The 15,505-nt window shown below is 63.9% G+C and carries 12 protein-coding genes; 8 read left to right on the top strand and 4 right to left on the bottom strand.

Features of this window, described 5'->3' with window-relative positions; translation table 11 throughout:
- Positions 1–296: 296 nt before the first annotated feature.
- From Pan44_RS20585 to Pan44_RS20570, 4 genes are all read left to right on the top strand, one after another.
- Positions 297–1,499, top strand: coding sequence for an FG-GAP repeat domain-containing protein (locus tag Pan44_RS20585; protein WP_231754118.1), 1,203 nt, complete (start codon positions 297–299; stop codon positions 1,497–1,499).
- A gap of 77 nt (positions 1,500–1,576) precedes the next feature.
- Positions 1,577–2,917 (top strand): Gfo/Idh/MocA family oxidoreductase, encoded by a 1,341-nt coding sequence (locus Pan44_RS20580; protein ID WP_145033204.1) that lies wholly within the window; start codon positions 1,577–1,579, stop codon positions 2,915–2,917.
- 349 nt (positions 2,918–3,266) lie between these two features.
- On the top strand, positions 3,267–4,838 hold the full coding sequence (locus tag Pan44_RS20575) for an alginate export family protein (RefSeq protein WP_145033201.1): 1,572 nt from the start codon (positions 3,267–3,269) through the stop codon (positions 4,836–4,838).
- Between the two features lie 77 nt (positions 4,839–4,915).
- Complete coding sequence (locus tag Pan44_RS20570) at positions 4,916–5,677, top strand: DUF2071 domain-containing protein (RefSeq protein ID WP_145033198.1); 762 nt, start codon at positions 4,916–4,918, stop codon at positions 5,675–5,677.
- Positions 5,678–5,697: 20 nt separating this feature from the next.
- On the opposite strand, the gene Pan44_RS20565 is transcribed toward Pan44_RS20570, so the two are convergent.
- Entirely contained in the window at positions 5,698–5,940 is a 243-nt protein-coding gene (locus Pan44_RS20565; protein ID WP_145033195.1) for a hypothetical protein, read from the bottom strand.
- Between the two features lie 249 nt (positions 5,941–6,189).
- Here Pan44_RS20565 and Pan44_RS20560 point away from each other — a divergent pair, with 249 nt between their 5' ends.
- Positions 6,190–6,669: a cell division protein FtsH gene (locus Pan44_RS20560; protein WP_145033192.1), complete on the top strand. Its 480-nt coding sequence runs from the start codon at positions 6,190–6,192 to the stop codon at positions 6,667–6,669.
- A 114-nt stretch (positions 6,670–6,783) separates the two neighbouring features.
- On the top strand, positions 6,784–7,344 hold the full coding sequence (gene dcd, locus Pan44_RS20555; RefSeq protein WP_145033189.1) for a dCTP deaminase: 561 nt from the start codon (positions 6,784–6,786) through the stop codon (positions 7,342–7,344).
- 147 nt (positions 7,345–7,491) lie between these two features.
- Here the strand turns inward: dcd and Pan44_RS20545 are convergent, their stop codons facing one another.
- Complete coding sequence (locus Pan44_RS20545) at positions 7,492–8,295, bottom strand: phosphoribosylformylglycinamidine synthase subunit PurQ (RefSeq protein ID WP_145033186.1); 804 nt, start codon at positions 8,293–8,295, stop codon at positions 7,492–7,494.
- Positions 8,296–8,628: 333 nt separating this feature from the next.
- Here Pan44_RS20545 and Pan44_RS20540 point away from each other — a divergent pair, with 333 nt between their 5' ends.
- Together Pan44_RS20540 and Pan44_RS20535 are read left to right on the top strand one after the other, a co-directional pair.
- Positions 8,629–8,967: a hypothetical protein gene (locus tag Pan44_RS20540; protein ID WP_145033183.1), complete on the top strand. Its 339-nt coding sequence runs from the start codon at positions 8,629–8,631 to the stop codon at positions 8,965–8,967.
- 622 nt (positions 8,968–9,589) lie between these two features.
- Complete coding sequence (locus tag Pan44_RS20535) at positions 9,590–12,748, top strand: DUF1553 domain-containing protein (protein WP_145033180.1); 3,159 nt, start codon at positions 9,590–9,592, stop codon at positions 12,746–12,748.
- Here the strand turns inward: Pan44_RS20535 and Pan44_RS20530 are convergent.
- Together Pan44_RS20530 and Pan44_RS20525 are read right to left on the bottom strand one after the other, a co-directional pair.
- On the bottom strand, positions 12,738–13,976 hold the full coding sequence (locus Pan44_RS20530) for an acyltransferase family protein (RefSeq protein WP_197453522.1): 1,239 nt from the start codon (positions 13,974–13,976) through the stop codon (positions 12,738–12,740). The two genes, Pan44_RS20535 and Pan44_RS20530, sit on opposite strands and share 11 nt — an antisense overlap.
- A complete protein-coding gene (locus Pan44_RS20525; RefSeq protein ID WP_145033174.1) occupies positions 13,973–15,175 on the bottom strand; it encodes a GNAT family N-acetyltransferase in 1,203 nt (400 codons plus the stop codon). Before Pan44_RS20525 ends, Pan44_RS20530 begins: the two co-directional genes overlap by 4 nt.
- Between the last annotated feature and the right edge of the window lie 330 nt (positions 15,176–15,505).

Raw genomic sequence — 15,505 nt, 5'->3', positions numbered from 1 at the left:
CGAGCCACTCGCCCCCACCCGGAAACACTCCTCCCCCGTGACTTCCTTCCCTTCTGTTCCCCCTTGAATCCAACGACAGCAAACCCGAATCCCCATTACCGGCCCCTTCGCGATGAAACCCCTTTCTCCTTCCTTATTCTCCTGTTCAACCTCTCCCCGATTCCCTTCGTGTCTTCCTGACTTCGTGTCGAAATCCCCCCACCGACGTGACGCCTCCACAGTCACACTCCCCTGCGTTCCCCGGTAAGCTGGTGCCACAACTCGACCGCGCTTCGTCCGACGGGGGAACCTCAATCGTGCTGCGTCACCTGACCTGCTCACTCGCCGTTTCTCTGGCCGCCGCCTCCACGGCCCCGGCCGCCACGCCGGTTTTCGAGCCCGTGGTCCTCGAAGACAACTCCTGCCGCGTCGCTGTCTACGCTGTGACGCTCGCCGATGTCGATGGCGACGGAAAGAACGACGTCGTCGCCGTCACCGAGAACAAAGTCCTCTGGTACCGGAACCCCGACTGGAAACGCCACGTCGTCATCGAAGACCAGACGGAACTCGATAACGTCTGCATCGCGGCCCACGACATCGACCGCGACGGCAAAATCGACTTCGCCCTCGGGGCCGGTTGGCTCAACGGCAAACACCTGGGAACGATCCAGTGGCTCTCGCGGGGCAAATCGCTCGATGAGAAGTGGACCGTCCACCCCATCGGAGCAATCTCGTGGACGCACCGCATGCGATTCGGCGACGTCCTCGGCAAAGGCGAGCCGCAGTTGACGGTCTCCCCCCTCAACGCCACCGCCGGAAAAGGGGGCGTCGAGCTGACCGCCTTCACGATTCCGAAGAATCCCAAGTCGGAGCCTTGGCCTCGCGAAGTGCTCGATGAGTCGATGAACCGGATGCACAATCACTGGCATCTTGCTGGTCCAGGCGGAGGAATGGCGACGGTCACGGCGAGCCAGGAGGGAGTGCATTGGCTGTCAGGGCTGAGAGCGTTGGGAGTGCATCAGCTCATCCACCCGGGAGCGACCGGAGAGAAGCCGGAACAGAAAGGGGCCGGCGAGATCAAGCCGGGAAAACGCAGCGACGGCGGCTTGCTGCTCGCGACAATCGAACCGATGCACGGCAACCAGGCAGTGGTCTACTTGGTCGACAAGCCGAAGCAACTCGGCGGCGTCGACGTAAAGCGCATCGTCCTGACTGACCAGCTCAAGCAGGGCCACGCCGTGTATCCCGCCGACTTCGACGGCGATGGAGACGACGATGTCGCCGTCGGCTTCCGCGAGCCCGGCCCCGGCGAGATCAAAGGCCCCGCCCTCCTCCTCTTCGAAAACGTCTCCGGCGACGGCACGAAATGGGAGCAGCACGTTGTCGACAATGGCGGCATCGCCCCCGAGGACATCGCCGTCGGCGACCTCGATGGCGATGGCCTCCCCGAGATCATCGCCGGCGGACGTTCCACAAAGAACGTCAAGCTCTACCGGAACGTCACCCCCCGCTCGAAATGAGTCGCCTCCGTGGTTGTCGCTCGCCCCGCTGCGCGTGATGATCCCATTCCCACCTCCAAACCTCCCAGGAGCCCGCCATGCCGACCCGTTCGAACCGCCGTCACTTCCTCAAGAGCACCGCTGCTCTCGGTACGCTCGCCCTCCTTCCCGCGTCCAGCTGGGCCCGCGTCGCCGGAGCCGCAGGCAAGCTCCGCGTCGCTTCGGTCGGGTGCGGCGGCAAGGGCTGGTCCGACCTCGTCAACACGGCCGCCAGCCCGAATGTCGACGTGGTCGCCCTGTGCGACATCGACGAATCGAAGGACCATTTCGGCCGGGCCTCGGAAAAGTTCCCGCAGGCCAAGCGGTACACTGACTGGCGTCGCCTGCTGGACGATGCCGCCTCCTTCGACGCGGTCATCGTCTCCACGCCCGACCACATGCACGCCCCGATCTCGCTCGCGGCCATGCAGCTCAAAAAGCATGTGCAGTGCCAGAAGCCGCTGACGCACACCGTCCATGAAGCCCGCCAGATGCAGCTGGCCGCGAAGAAGTACGACGTCGTCACCCAGATGGGCAACCAGATCCAGTCGCACTCCGCCTACCGCACCGCGGTGGCCGCAGTGCACGCCGGAGCAATCGGCAAGGTTCGGGAAGTCCATTCGTGGCAGGGAGGGAGTCCGACGTGGCGGCTCGTCGACGATCGTCCCGCTGGCTCCGAGCCCGTCCCGACGACCATCCACTGGGACGAATGGCTCGGCGTCGCCCCCGAACGTCCCTACCTCCCGAAGATCTACCACGCCTTCAACTGGCGCAACTGGCTGGACTTCTCCAACGGCCAGCTCGGCGACTTCGGCTGCCACATCCTCGACCCGGTCTTCATGGCCCTCAAGCTGACCGCCCCGACCAGCATCCGGGCCGATGCCCCGCCGATGAACAAGGAGGTCTGGCCGAAGAGCGAAACGGTCGTCTATGAATTCCCCGGCACGGACATCACCGCCGGTAAATCGGTTCGCGTGACTTGGTACGACGGCGCGAAAGTCGTGCCGCCCCGCGAAACCCTCGGACTTCCCGAAAGCGTCAAGCTGGGAGGCGCGGGATCCGTCCTCGTCGGCGAGAAGGGAAGCATGCTGATCCCGCACGTCGCCATGCCCACGCACTACATCGACGGCAAGCCCGCGGAAAAGGAACTGCCTGTCGTCGAAGCCCGGGATCACTACGTCTCCTGGGCCGATGCCTGCCGTGGCGAGGACAAGACGACCTCCCACTTCGACTACGCCAGCCCGCTGACGGAGACGGTCCTCCTCGGAACGATCGCCGCCCGGCTCCCCGGCTCGGTCCTCAAGTGGGATTCCGCCGCCATGAAACTCACCGGCGCCGCCGAGGCCCAGGCCATGCTCACCAAGCCCTACCGCAAAGGCTGGGAACCAACCTGGATCTGACGATCTGCGTTTCAACGGAACCGCGCACCACGGCTCGCCGATCCCGGCGAGCCGTCGTTGTTTCCGGATTGGGCGTCGTCGGGCACTGGCCAGCGCCCGCTGGCCCGCGGTTCGCATTCTTCACCCCTGCAAGGGTTGACTGTCGTCTGTTCAGAGACGGGAAAAGTCATCCTGAGGAAATCGGGATAGCCCGCCAGGGGACGTGTTCCGGCATGTTCTGCCGGGCGACCCTGCGAGGAAGCGACTGGCGACGCGGCGAATCGGCCAACGCCGTACGATTCCCGCGCGCGGCGGGCAGAGTGGCGTCACCCGGCGGCGCGGTTCCCCCGTCGTTCCGCACGTCCCTCCCATGCTTCGCCTGGCGCCGCTGCTGACCATCTTCGCCCTGCTGGCCTCATCGCCGGCCGCGGCCCAGTCCTCGCTCCCCCCGCTTCCCGTTCCCGACGCCCCCGCCTCGAATGATTTCGATGCGCGGCTTGACCAGGTGTTCAACGGCGTGTCGGCATCGCCCGTAGAGTCCGCCGTCCCCGCTGTCGAAGCAGTCGCGGCCGACGAAGTACCAGCCACGGTGACGCTCGAGCCTGTGGAAACGCTGTCGCCGGTCCCCTCCCTCCCCCCGCCCTCCGCGAGCCAGGCGCCCACGCTGCACGTCACCGACGACATCTTCGGCGATGAGGAAGCGACTGGCGGTGAAATCCGCTGGCGGTATTTCAACGAACACGGACGCCTCAGGCCCGGCGATCCGCGACAGCAGAATACGTATCAGCAGTGGCGCGTTCTCATCGACACCGCGCTCCAGACGGAGATCTTCGAGTTCCGCGCCACCTACATCGATGCCTCGAACTTCGGCGAGGAATTGCCGAGAACAGTCTTCGATGAAAACCGCTCCGACCTCCTCCAACTCTACGGCGATCTCCAGCTCGTTCTGGAAGGAGAGCTCGAATCGCGCATTCGCGTTGGCCGGCAGCTGCTCGACTACGGCTCGCAGCGGATGATCTCCCGACTCGACTGGGCCAACACCGAACGCAACTTCGAAGGCGCGCGATTCTACACCAGCTGGTCGGATTCATTCATCGACGCCTTCGTCTCGCGCCCCGTCAACTCCGCCGCCGGAAGCCCGCTCCGTTCCCGCAGCTTCGATCACGCCGACCAGAGTGCAATGTTCAGCGGCCTCTATGGAAGCACAAAGAGCGAATCGCTCGGCGAGCTCGATCTCTATTGGCTCTTTCTCGATGAAACCGAGCCGCAGATCACTCGGCTCGATGGCAGCGTCCACACGATCGGTGGCCGCTGGAATCTCGAAGTTCCGACGGAACAGGACGGCTGGTCGGCCACCTGGCTCTTCGAGCTCGAGGGAGCGGGCCAGTTCGGAGAAGACAACTTCGTCGCCGGTGGAAATGGTCAGGAAGTGACCGCCGGAGCGATCTCGGTCGTCGGCGGCACGCGCCTGGGGACCGATGAAAACTCGCTCACGCTCACCGGCTTCTGCTGGGTCGGCTCGGGCGACGGCGACGCCACAGACAGACGCATCAACACCTGGCACATCCTCTATCCCGACAGCCACGGCTACTGGGGCCTGATCGACAACCTGTCGGGGTCCAACCTCACCGACCTCGGCCTCCGGGCCGAGTTCGCCCCGGTTGCGGATGTGACCTTCGACCTGCAATGGCACCGGTTCCACAAGACGCGCACCGGCGATTTCGTCTACGACGTCCAGGGCCTGCCCATCCCGGGCTCGGCCTCCACGCCGGGCGACATCGGAAGCGAACTCGACCTCAGCCTCATCCTCGGAAAGTCGACCGATTCCTCCCTGCAGATCGGCTACTTCTGGTTCTGGTATGGAGATGCCATCAACGCGAACCCGGCGCTCAGCCGTCCGGATGCCGGACAACTCTACGTTTCATTGTCCAGCCGGTTCTGAAGTCTGCCCGCCGTCGCCCCCCCCCCCCCCGGTGTTAGCAATTCAACGGCCCTGCGGTTCATCGTGCGGAGGATGAAATGCGCATTCCAACGATCACCGGGCTGATTCGCCGACGGCTCCTGCTGAATTTTCGAGTCGATCCACAGATCATCGAGAAGCTCCTGCCCCGCCCCCTGCGGCCGAAGATTCACAACGGACATGCCATCGCCGGACTGTGCCTGATCCGACTGGAACAGATCCGGCCCACGGGCGTCCCGGCGTTGTTCGGCCTCGCCAGTGAGAACGGCGCCCACCGGATCGCCGTGACGTGGAACAACACAGACGGCAGGTGCCTCAACGGAGTCTACATTCCCCGCCGGGACACGGGCTCGATGTTCACCTGGCTCGCGGGCGGCCGGCTCTTTCCCGGCGAGCATTCGTTCGGGACATTTCAGGTCCGCGACGACGGGCGAAACGTGCAGCTCGACTATCAGGCTCGCGACGGCCTCGAGATCCACGTGTCCGGAAGCGACTCCAGCCACTGGCCCGACGACTCCTGCTTCGCCTCGGCCGCGGAATCGTCCCGCTTTTTTCAGACCGGCAGCCTGGGCTTCTCGAGAACAGGAGACTGCTGCCGGCTCGATGGGCTGGAACTGGTAACGACGGACTGGCGCGTCGAGCCTTTTTCCGTCGGGCGAGTGCAGGCAACCTGGTTCGATGACCGCTCGAAGTTCCCCGCAGGGAGTGCAGAATTCGACCATGCCCTGGTCATGCGGAACATCTCGCATGAATGGCGTTCGACGGAGTCCATGCGCGTGGAACCGATCGGCCTCGACCAACTGGCGTCCGCGGTTCGCTGAAGGAACTGCGGACGCGAGTATCAGGTGGCGGCGTCGTACCGTTCTTCCAGTTCCGCGACGACGGTCAGCAGTTCGCCGGCCGTCGTCCAGATCACCCGCGAGCTTCCACGATTCCGCAACTTGCGGCGGAGTTCCGCCGCTTCGCAGTTCGCCGCATCCAGGAGGGTCCGGGCCAGCCCCGTCGGCACTCCGACGATGTGTCGATCGGTCAGTCCCTGACAGGTGTGGCGGGCTTCGTCCAGGGCCAGCAGCAATTCAGTCATTCGTCCAACTCCCCGATGTTGGAGCCATTGAGCACACTTCCACTTCCCCATTCTTCGGCAGGCTTTGCCAGACTTGCCCAGCACAAAGGCCACAAAGGCTGCGGGCTTTGTGGAACCGCTGCCGGTTATGCATGGTGTGAGCTTCGGTTCACCTTCGGAAACGCCCCTCCGGCTGGACTCTCCATCCGCAAGCAGCCAACCTGCAGTCTCCCCCCTCGTGAACCGCGACCTGTTGCCTTTTTGCATCAAATGCCCCATTCGGCCGAAGAGATCACCGCCTGCCACGAAGCGGGGCACGCTGTCGTCGCACTGGCCCTCGGCCGGGCGGTGCAGCGTGTCAGCATTCTTCCTGATGAAACCAGGCTCGGGGCCTGCACCATCCGCAAGGGGACTGTCAAACCGTCCGATGACGACCTCGAAACGGCCATCCTGATCTTCCTGGGAGGTCTCGCCGCAGAGGCCCGGCTCACCGGCGTTTACGGCTGGGCCGGCGCTTCGCAGGACCTGCGCGAAGTGCATGCGATGTGCCTCTCCCGCGCGGGAAACGACAGGCGGGCCGAGAAACTTGTCCGCCGCATGCTCGATAAAACCGAGCACCTCCTCGATCAGCCCGGCATGTGGGACGCCACTGAGCGGATCGCCGCGGAACTGCTCAGCCGCACCACCATCAGCGGCCGGGCCGCGCGACATCTCTTTGAAGAAGCGCAAATGCGCGCCGCGCGGAACTGACGGTTTGCATTTGCCGCGCGGCTGCCTTCAAATGTCCGACACGTCACAACGACGGTTCATCTCTCGCGATCACAGCGCCTCCCGGACTCCGTCACTTACCTCCGGCCTTTCCCAATGATCCTCAGCGGTCCCGAGATTCAAGCCCGGATCGGCAGCGACATCGCCATCGACCCGTTCGAGGAGTCGCAAGTGAACCCCAACAGCTACAACCTGCGTCTGCACAACGAGCTGCTGGTCTACGAGGAAGTCATTCTCGATATGCGGCGGCCCAACCGACACCGCAGGATCGAGATTCCGCCCGAAGGACTCGTCCTCGACCCCGGCCGCCTCTACCTCGGCCGCACCCTCGAACGCACCGAGACCCACAACCTCGTCCCCATGCTCGAAGGCCGCTCCTCAATCGGCCGGTTGGGATTGTTCGTGCATATCACGGCCGGCTTCGGCGACGTCGGCTTCTGCGGCTACTGGACCCTCGAAATGTTTGCGGTCCAGCCGATCCGGATTTATCCCGGCATCGAGATCTGCCAGATCTTCTACCACACGGTCGAAGGCGACATCCGCGAGTACGCCAGCGGAAAGTACCAGCACAACCGCGACATCCAGCCCTCGATGCTCTATCGCGAGTTCAGCGAACAGCCCGACCGCCAGATGAAGCTCGAGTTCGCCAAGAACTGACGCCCAGACGGCACTGGCCCAGACGGCACTGGCCCAGACGGCACTGGCCCAATCGGCACTGGCCCAATCGGCACTGGCCCAATCGGCACTGGCCCAATCGGCACTGGCCCAATCGGCACTGGCCCAATCGGCACTGGCACTGAGTGCTCAACCGAAATACGCGACCGCGTTCTCGAAGATCTTCATCCCGTCGCCGTACCCCTCGCGTCCGTCGCGAGTCCACGTCGGGTGCTGCTGCGCCCAGAGGAACCGCTCGGGGTGGGGCATCAGCCCGAACACCCGGCCCGTGGCATCGCACAGTCCCGCGATGTTCGCCAGCGATCCGTTCGGATTCACAGGGTACTGCAGCATTTCGTCGTAGTTTTCCGTTTCGGTGCCGTGATAAGTGACGGCGATCTGTCCCCGCTCACGCCATGTCTTGAGAATGGAGGCATCGCGGACAGCAATCCGCCCTTCGGCGTGAGCGATCGGGACGTCGATCGTGTCGATCCCCTTGAGAAACACGCACTGCGGCGACCGCACCTTGAGTTTGACCCACAATGCCGTGTACTTCCCGTTGACGTTCCACGTCAGCGTGGTGTCGCGGGGTTTCGTCGGATCGGCGGACCAGCCCGCTGCGCCGTCCGGAAGAATGCCGGCTTTCACGAGCACCTGGAATCCGTTGCAGATTCCGAGGGCCAGTTTGTCCGCCTGCAGGTAGCGTCCGATGGCGTCGCCGAGCCGTCCGCGAAGCTGCGAGCCGAACACGACACCCGCTCCCAGGTCGTCGCCGTAACTGAATCCACCCGGGATGCACAGGATCTGGTACTGGTCGAGGAGCGTGGGCTGCTCGAGCAATCGGAACAGATGCACCTGGTCCGCAACGGCGCCGCACGTTTCAAAAGCGAACGCGGTCTCGACTTCGCAGTTCGTGCCGGGGGCACGCAGAACACAGACTCTTGGCTTGGACATGCCGCTCAGCGTGGAGAGTCGTCGGCATGTGGTCAAGCAAGCGACCTCAAAGCGGCCGATTTTGCCGTCCGGGCGAAAGTTACCAGTCGCGCGTGACGTTCTTGCAACACATGCGTCAACCCATCGACGCTGTTTGGACGGCGCGAGTCGTCACTTTGACGAGCCCAACCTGCCGACCTGGAAGGCTGCGCGGAGTTGAGGGCCGTTTTGTGCCTCTGGAACGCCCTCATCCCACTTGGCACGCCTGCTGCGAACTGTCCTGCCATGCCCGGAGGACTGAGGAACAGCAAACCTCGCGGGCGTCATCACACCAAGGAAAAGAAGGAATCTGCCATGTTTCGCAAAACTCTCCTCTCAGCGGCCGCGGCCCTGTCGATGTTCTCGGTCGCCAATGTCGAAGCGTCCGATCGGTTCTCGCTCGGCCTGAATCTGGGTGGGAACTACCCCGTCTATCAGCCCGCCCCGGTGATCGTGAACCCCTACCCCACCGTTTACGCCCCCAGCTACGGCTACACCACGCCGGGCTACGGATACGGCGGTGCCTACGGGTATGTGAACCCGGGTGTGAGCTTCAACTACTCGAACTACAACGCCTACCGCCCTGTCCGGCCGGGCTACAACAACTTCCGCGGACCGGTCAATCACTACGGCCACAATCGTTTTTGCCGGTAATCGATGATGACGGCCACTCCAGCACCTCATTGACGACGCCCGAATCCCGAGCGTCGTTTTTTTGTTTGAAAAGCCCTGCCCTCCCCCGACCGTCCAGGGGCCCCACCCAAAACGAGCCACCGTCCAAAACCTCCTCCCGTCACTTCCGTGTATTCCGTGGTTCCCCACTCCCGCCTGCCAACCAGCCAAAATCCATCGCGTCACGCCCCCCATTCCTGATCCGTCCTATCCGTCTTATCCGTGGTTCCCTTCCCCCCAACAGCACGCTGGCATCCCCGCGCGCAACCATCCAAGTCAGGTGGAGGAACCATGAACACAATCACAACCTCATCAAGTCACCCGGCTCGACCGTATCACGCGCGCCGGATTTCCACGCCCCGGCGCCCGCGGGAGGGCCTCTTTTCACCCGGCCGAAAGATCCCAGGGGAGGAATGGCAAGAAACACGCTCAGCCCCCCGATCCCGTGTTTCTTGGATTTCTTCCCCTCACAGGAGGCCCAGGCGACCAGCCCAGCCGGCCTGCACCAGTGCGTCCGGCCAACCCGCTCCTTACAATCAGGGTCCTCACCGCGATCCCTCTCAGGATTGCGTCGTTCGTCCCGCCTGAACCGGAGCGTCGTCCGATGCTGCGTGCTGATGTCCTGATCGCTGTCGCGGTCGCGGCGACCTGCTTCAGCGAAGCGCTCGCCCAGGCCGCCCCGCCGACCTACAACAAGGACATTCGGCCGATCCTGGTCGATGCCTGCTTCGCCTGCCACGGCCCCGATTCCGCCTCCCGCAAGGCCGACCTGCGCCTCGACCGTTTCGCCGATGCGACGGCCACGGGCGCGATCGTCGCCGGCAAACCCGACGAGAGCCAGTTGATCGCCCGGATCACGTCGACTGATCCCGACGAGATCATGCCCCCGCCCTCGACGAAGAAGCATCTGACGCCGGCCCAGATCGAAACCCTGAAACAATGGGTCGCCGCCGGCGCAGTCTATGAGCAGCACTGGTCGCTGATTCCCCCGACGCTTCCGGCCGTCCCGCACATCGAGAAGCCCGCCTTTCCGCTCCGAAATCCGATCGACAGTTTCATTCTGGCGAAGCTCAACGCCGCGGAGCTGGCGCCCGCCCCGGAAGCCGACCGTCGCTCACTGGCCCGCCGCCTCAGCCTCGATCTCACGGGGCTTCCACCAGCCCCTGAGACCGTCGAGAAGTTCATCGCCGACTCATCGGACGATGCCTACGAAAAGCTCGTCGACAGCTTCCTCGCCTCCCCCGCCTGGGGCGAACATCGTGGCCGCTACTGGCTCGACGCCGCGCGCTACGGCGACACCCACGGCATCCACATCGACAACTTCCGCGAGATGTGGACCTACCGCGACTGGGTCATCAACGCCTTCAACAGGAACATGCCGTTCGATCAGTTCACCGTCGACCAGCTCGCCGGCGACCTCCTCCCCAACCGCACCTACGACCAGCAGATCGCCTCCGGATTCAATCGCTGCAACATCACCACCAACGAAGGGGGCGCAATCGCGGAGGAATACGCCGTCCTCTACAACCGCGACCGCACCGAGACGACCGCCCAGGTCTGGCTCGGCCTGACCGCCGGTTGCAGCGTCTGCCACGACCACAAGTTCGATCCCCTCTCGCAGAAAGAGTTCTACGAGATGGCGGCGTTCTTCAATAACACGACTCAGAACCCGATGGACGGCAACATCAAGGACACGCCGCCCATCATCGTCGTTCCCCAAGACGAGGAACTCGTCCGGTGGAAGGAACTGGAAATCGAAGTCCCGAAATCGAAAGAGCTCGTCGAGGCGCGGAAGAAGGACGGCCGGGGCGACTTCGACAAATGGCTCGAGACTGCCGGACAGGACATCGTCGACAAAATGGCCCCCGTCTCGGGGCTGCTCGTCCAGGCGCGGCTCGGAGAGGGCGAAGGAAAATCCCTGGCGGTGAAGATCGGAGAGGAATCGAAGACGCTCGATCTGGCCGACAAGGCGAAGTGGCAGGATGGCCCCCCCGGAGAAAAGGCCCTGTTGCTCAATGGCGGCGCAGCTGCGGAGTCGCCCGACATCGGGGATTTCGAGAAGGACCAGCCGTTCAGCATCGCAGCCTGGGTGAAGGTCGCGTCGAACGATTCGAGCGGCGCTCTCTGCGCACGGATGGACAACAGCAAGGATTTCCGCGGCTGGGATTTCTGGGTCCAGCAGCGACGGATCGGAATGCACATCATCGACTCGTGGCCCGGCAACGCACTGAAGGTCGTCTCGAAGGCGGCGCTGCCGGTCGACAAATGGACCCACGTCGTCATCACCTACGACGGCACGGCAAAAGCCGACGGCCTGAAGATCTACTACAACGGCAAGCCGCAGTTCGTGAACGTCGAGCAGGACCGGCTCACTGGCAGCATCAGGACCCAGGTCCCCTTCAAGATCGGTCAGCGGAACGGCAGCGATCCGATCTCGGCCGCTGGCCTGCATGACCTGCGGATTTACGGCCGTGTCCTCGAAACCTTCGAAGCCTCCTCGCTCGGCCAGGCCGACCTCCTCGCCAAAACCCTCAGGAAGCCGGCCGACAAACGGACAGATGCGGAAGTCAACGGTCTCTACGACTGGTGGCTGGGTGCGATCGACGAGGCCTACCAGGCCGCGGCGACGAACCAGGGAAACCTCGAACGCGAACAGGCCGCGATCCGGGGGCGTGGAAAGATCGCCCACGTGATGCAGGAGAAAACGGAACCGGCCATGGCGTTCGTGCTCTTCCGTGGCGAGTACGACAAGCGTCGCGATGAAGTCCGTCCGAAGACGCCTGCCGTGCTTCCCGCCTTTCCGGAGGACTACTCGAAAGATCGCCTCGGCTTCGCAAAATGGCTCCTGCTCCCCGAGCAGCCGCTCACGGCGCGCGTCACGGTGAACCGCTTCTGGCAGGAACTGTTTGGAACGGGGCTCGTGCGCACGGCGGGGGATTTCGGAATCACTGGCGAGCTCCCATCCCATCCCGAACTGCTCGACTGGCTCGCTCTCGACTTCCGCGACAACGGCTGGGATATCAAGCGGTTCTTCAAGCAGGTCGTCATGTCGTCGACCTACCGCCAGGCGGCGGTCGCGACCCCCGCGAAGCTCGAGAAAGACCTGGAGAACCGGCTGCTGTCCCGCGGCCCCCGGTTCCGCATGGATGGCGAGATGATCCGCGACGGAGCCCTCGCCACAAGCGGACTCCTGTCACCGAAGATCGGTGGTCCGAGCGTGAAGCCCTACCAGCCGGACGGCGTGTGGGAAGCCGTCGCGATGATCGGCAGCAACACCCGGAACTACGTCCGCGATACGGGCGAAAGCCTCTACCGCCGCAGCCTGTACACCTTCTGGAAGCGGAGCGCTCCGCCGGCACAGATGGAGATCTTCAACGCTCCCAGCCGTGAAACGTGCGTCGTGCGCCGCGAGCGGACGAATACTCCGCTCCAGGCGCTCGTGACCCTCAACGATGAACAGTTCGTCGAAGCGGCCCGCCGCCTGGCCGAGAATACTTTGAAGGCCGGTGGAAGCTTCGACGAGCGGCTGGACTTCGTGACATCCCGGCTCATCTCCCGCCCGCTGGAGAACACGGAACGCAGCATCGTCCGTGGTGTCCATGACCGCCTCCTCGCCGTCTACAGCGCCGACGTCGAGGCAGCGAAGAAACTCATTGCCGTGGGAGAATCGAAAGCCGATGCGATGCTTCCGCACGGTGAACTCGCGGCCTGGACGATGACCATCAACGAGCTGATGAATCTCGACGAGGTCCTCAACAAGTAGCGGCAGCCGCCTGGACCGCCGGCTCGCCCGGCGTTTCCGATGCCGGTCGTTTCTCGCCCGGCCTCGGAAACCATGCCTTCAGCGACAGGAACGGCCTTTCGAAGAACTTCCAGGAAAGCGCCGCGCACACCAGCGAGAGGGCGAGAGTCGCAACGAAAACCGCCAGCGGCTGAATTGCTGAAGGAACGACCGCCCAGTCGGCCCTGGTGACAAGTTTGTGGACCGGCCGGTGCATGACGTACATCGCGTAGCTGAACTGTCCCGGCAACGTCAGCCAGCGCTGCGACAGCAGGCGGGCGGCCAGGTGATCGGGCTTCATCGCCGCTGCCGAAAAGACCAGCATCCCGAACAGGAAGCCCAGCAGAGTGTGTCCGATCGTCTGGGCGCCGGCCGTCTGCGTCTTGAGTACAGGCCAGACGGCATCCAGTCCGACAATCAGGCCGGCCAATCCGATCATCCCGGGAACCGCGATTCGGCTGAGCCGCGCATACCACACCGGCGACCTCAGTCCGATGGCGAACAGGCCGCCCAGGGCCAGGCTGTCCATCCTCGTCACCGTCGTGACGTACATCACCACCGAGGGTGCGCCGCTGATCCACAGCCCGATCCGCAGCGCCAGGGCGCCGATCACACAGGCCCAGCACAGACGCGTCAGGCCACGCAGGCTCAGCCAGCCCACAAGGAAGGGCCAGACCAGGTAGAACTGTTCCTCAACGGCCAGCGACCAGAAATGATTGAGGTAGTTGACGTCGGGCCAGTGCCCTTCAAAGGCCATCCACCAGTTCTGCAGGTAAGTCCAGAACCAGACCTGATGCGTCGAGAGGAGGCCGATGCGCTCGGAGATCGGGCCTGCGGATGGCAGGAACTCCGCGAGCTGTGGCAGGAGGACGAACGTGATCCAGAGCGAGAGGAAATACAGCGGGAAGATTCGCAACGAGCGACGTGCGAAGAAGCTCGACAGGTATCCCGGCTTTCCGCGCGAATCGAGCAGGATGCCCGTGATCAGGAATCCCGACAACACGAAGAACAGGTCGACTCCGACCCAGCCCGCAGCACTCGCCTTTCGGACCACGAAGCTGATCGGGCCTCCCGGAGGGAGTTTCAGGCAGTCGTAGAGGAAGACCGTGAGGATGGCGATTCCGCGAATGCCATCCAGCGCTCGTCGATGATCGGAAGGCGCGGACGAATACTCACGAGTTTCCAGAGTCCACATGGTAGGCAAGTTCATGCCGGCGTCCCTCCAGCCACCGCATCGCTGCCGACGGCTCGCTGAGGCACTTCTCCCGCGGGGCCGCGCCATTTCCGGAGGAGGGACCGGGCCCACTGCGTCCCGATGGCCAGCATGGAACCGAAACGGTTGGTGGTGAACACCACGTCGCCGACCGCCATACGCCCCGGCCAGACATGGTCCAGAAAGCTTCCCGGCCGCGCGCAGCCATCGATTCTTTCGCACCCCGTCAGCTGCCCCAGATGAGCGCGAACTTCAGCTGCGAGGAGAAACCCGGGACATCCCCTTTCCCATTGCGGATCCCAGCCGATCTTGAACGCAAAGTACTCGGACTGCGCCCGCAACAGGCACATGCTGGCGATGACCCGGTCGTCCACCAGCAGTTCCGCAAAGCGGATCCGGTCCTGCATCGACAGCGACAGGGCGACTGTCCGGAACCAGTCGGCCTCCCGCCGGGTTGAAGCCAGCGACGAGCCCGCCTCTCCCTTCCACCCGAGTGATTCGAGCCGCAGGAACTCATCGATCGCCGATGGATCGTCGCGTGAACAGTCGCGGAAGCGACTCCCGACGTTTCCATGACGCGCCAGGGCGCGTCGGCCCTTCTGCAGACTCTTCGTCCGCTTCTCCGAAATCCCGACATTGTTGGAAGCGTCGTCGAGGCTCACGGTGGCACGATGCTGAACGCCGTCCGTGACCACGGCCAGTTGTTGTCCGGAGCAATGGGACGACAGCAGGTCGCCAAGCCGGCTTTCAATGGGAAACTGCGGGAATGCAACGCCGTGCAATCCCTGGGCGTCGAGGGCGCGCCAGATTGCTCCGATGGCCTCCCCAGCATGCGCGGGATCCAGAAGAAGCCCGCTGAGGAAACAGTGCTGCCCCCGCACGGCCTGCAGGTGCGGAGCGGGAAGCTGGCGAGATCCCGTCACCGCCTCAAACACGCCGGCCGCGTACCAGCGGCCGTCCGCATCCATCACGGTCAGCAGCTGTGCAGAATCGTCGGGCGAGAATACGCCCGGCTGCGAGAGCAGGAATGATGGCGACAGAAACGGGCTGGAATGGACGCTGCGGCGTTCGAGATCACGCCAACCCGCTTCGAAGAACAGTTCAGACGTCCGTGGTACGGAACGGAGCTGCACGCTCAGAGGGCCACCCGCCCGTCCGGAGCGGTGACTCGGAGTCCGTGTTGCAATCGTGGTCATCAGAGCCTCGCCGTTCGGTCTCCGCAGCTCATCGGCGGGACCTTACGGAGACCCTACGTCGCAAGAGACGAGGTTCTGGCGATCAACTGCGAGGCACGGCCGAGACGCCGCCCTCACAATCCATACGACCGCGATATTCCTTTTCAACGGCAAGACCGGCGCGGGCTTCATGGTCCGGTGTCAGGCCGCACGGACATTCAACCTGCCCTGCGCGCCGGCGAAAACTTCCCGGCCCGATGTCAGATTCTCGTTGCGGCACGCGACGCAACCACCTTCCCAAAGGAAGTTTCGGGCCCCAGGCCCCTTCAGGCAGGCGAAGACTCTTCTCGA

The organism is Caulifigura coniformis, from assembly GCF_007745175.1.
Taxonomy (GTDB): Bacteria; Planctomycetota; Planctomycetia; order Planctomycetales; family Planctomycetaceae; genus Caulifigura; species Caulifigura coniformis.
This window is presented reverse-complemented; position numbering and strand designations above follow the sequence as displayed.

Bases quoted from the DNA above. Each gene is read 5' to 3' on its own strand.
- Pan44_RS20575 (WP_145033201.1), top strand. From the start codon at position 3,267: ATGCTTCGCCTGGCGCCGCTGCTGACCATCTTCGCCCTGCTGGCCTCA.
- Pan44_RS20535 (WP_145033180.1), top strand. From the start codon at position 9,590: ATGCTGCGTGCTGATGTCCTGATCGCTGTCGCGGTCGCGGCGACCTGC.
- Pan44_RS20525 (WP_145033174.1), bottom strand. From the start codon at position 15,175: ATGACCACGATTGCAACACGGACTCCGAGTCACCGCTCCGGACGGGCG.
- Pan44_RS20560 (WP_145033192.1), top strand. From the start codon at position 6,190: ATGCCCCATTCGGCCGAAGAGATCACCGCCTGCCACGAAGCGGGGCAC.
- Pan44_RS20570 (WP_145033198.1), top strand. From the start codon at position 4,916: ATGCGCATTCCAACGATCACCGGGCTGATTCGCCGACGGCTCCTGCTG.
- Pan44_RS20565 (WP_145033195.1), bottom strand. From the start codon at position 5,940: ATGACTGAATTGCTGCTGGCCCTGGACGAAGCCCGCCACACCTGTCAG.
- Pan44_RS20545 (WP_145033186.1), bottom strand. From the start codon at position 8,295: ATGTCCAAGCCAAGAGTCTGTGTTCTGCGTGCCCCCGGCACGAACTGC.
- dcd (WP_145033189.1), top strand. From the start codon at position 6,784: ATGATCCTCAGCGGTCCCGAGATTCAAGCCCGGATCGGCAGCGACATC.
- Pan44_RS20540 (WP_145033183.1), top strand. From the start codon at position 8,629: ATGTTTCGCAAAACTCTCCTCTCAGCGGCCGCGGCCCTGTCGATGTTC.
- Pan44_RS20530 (WP_197453522.1), bottom strand. From the start codon at position 13,976: ATGAACTTGCCTACCATGTGGACTCTGGAAACTCGTGAGTATTCGTCC.
- Pan44_RS20580 (WP_145033204.1), top strand. From the start codon at position 1,577: ATGCCGACCCGTTCGAACCGCCGTCACTTCCTCAAGAGCACCGCTGCT.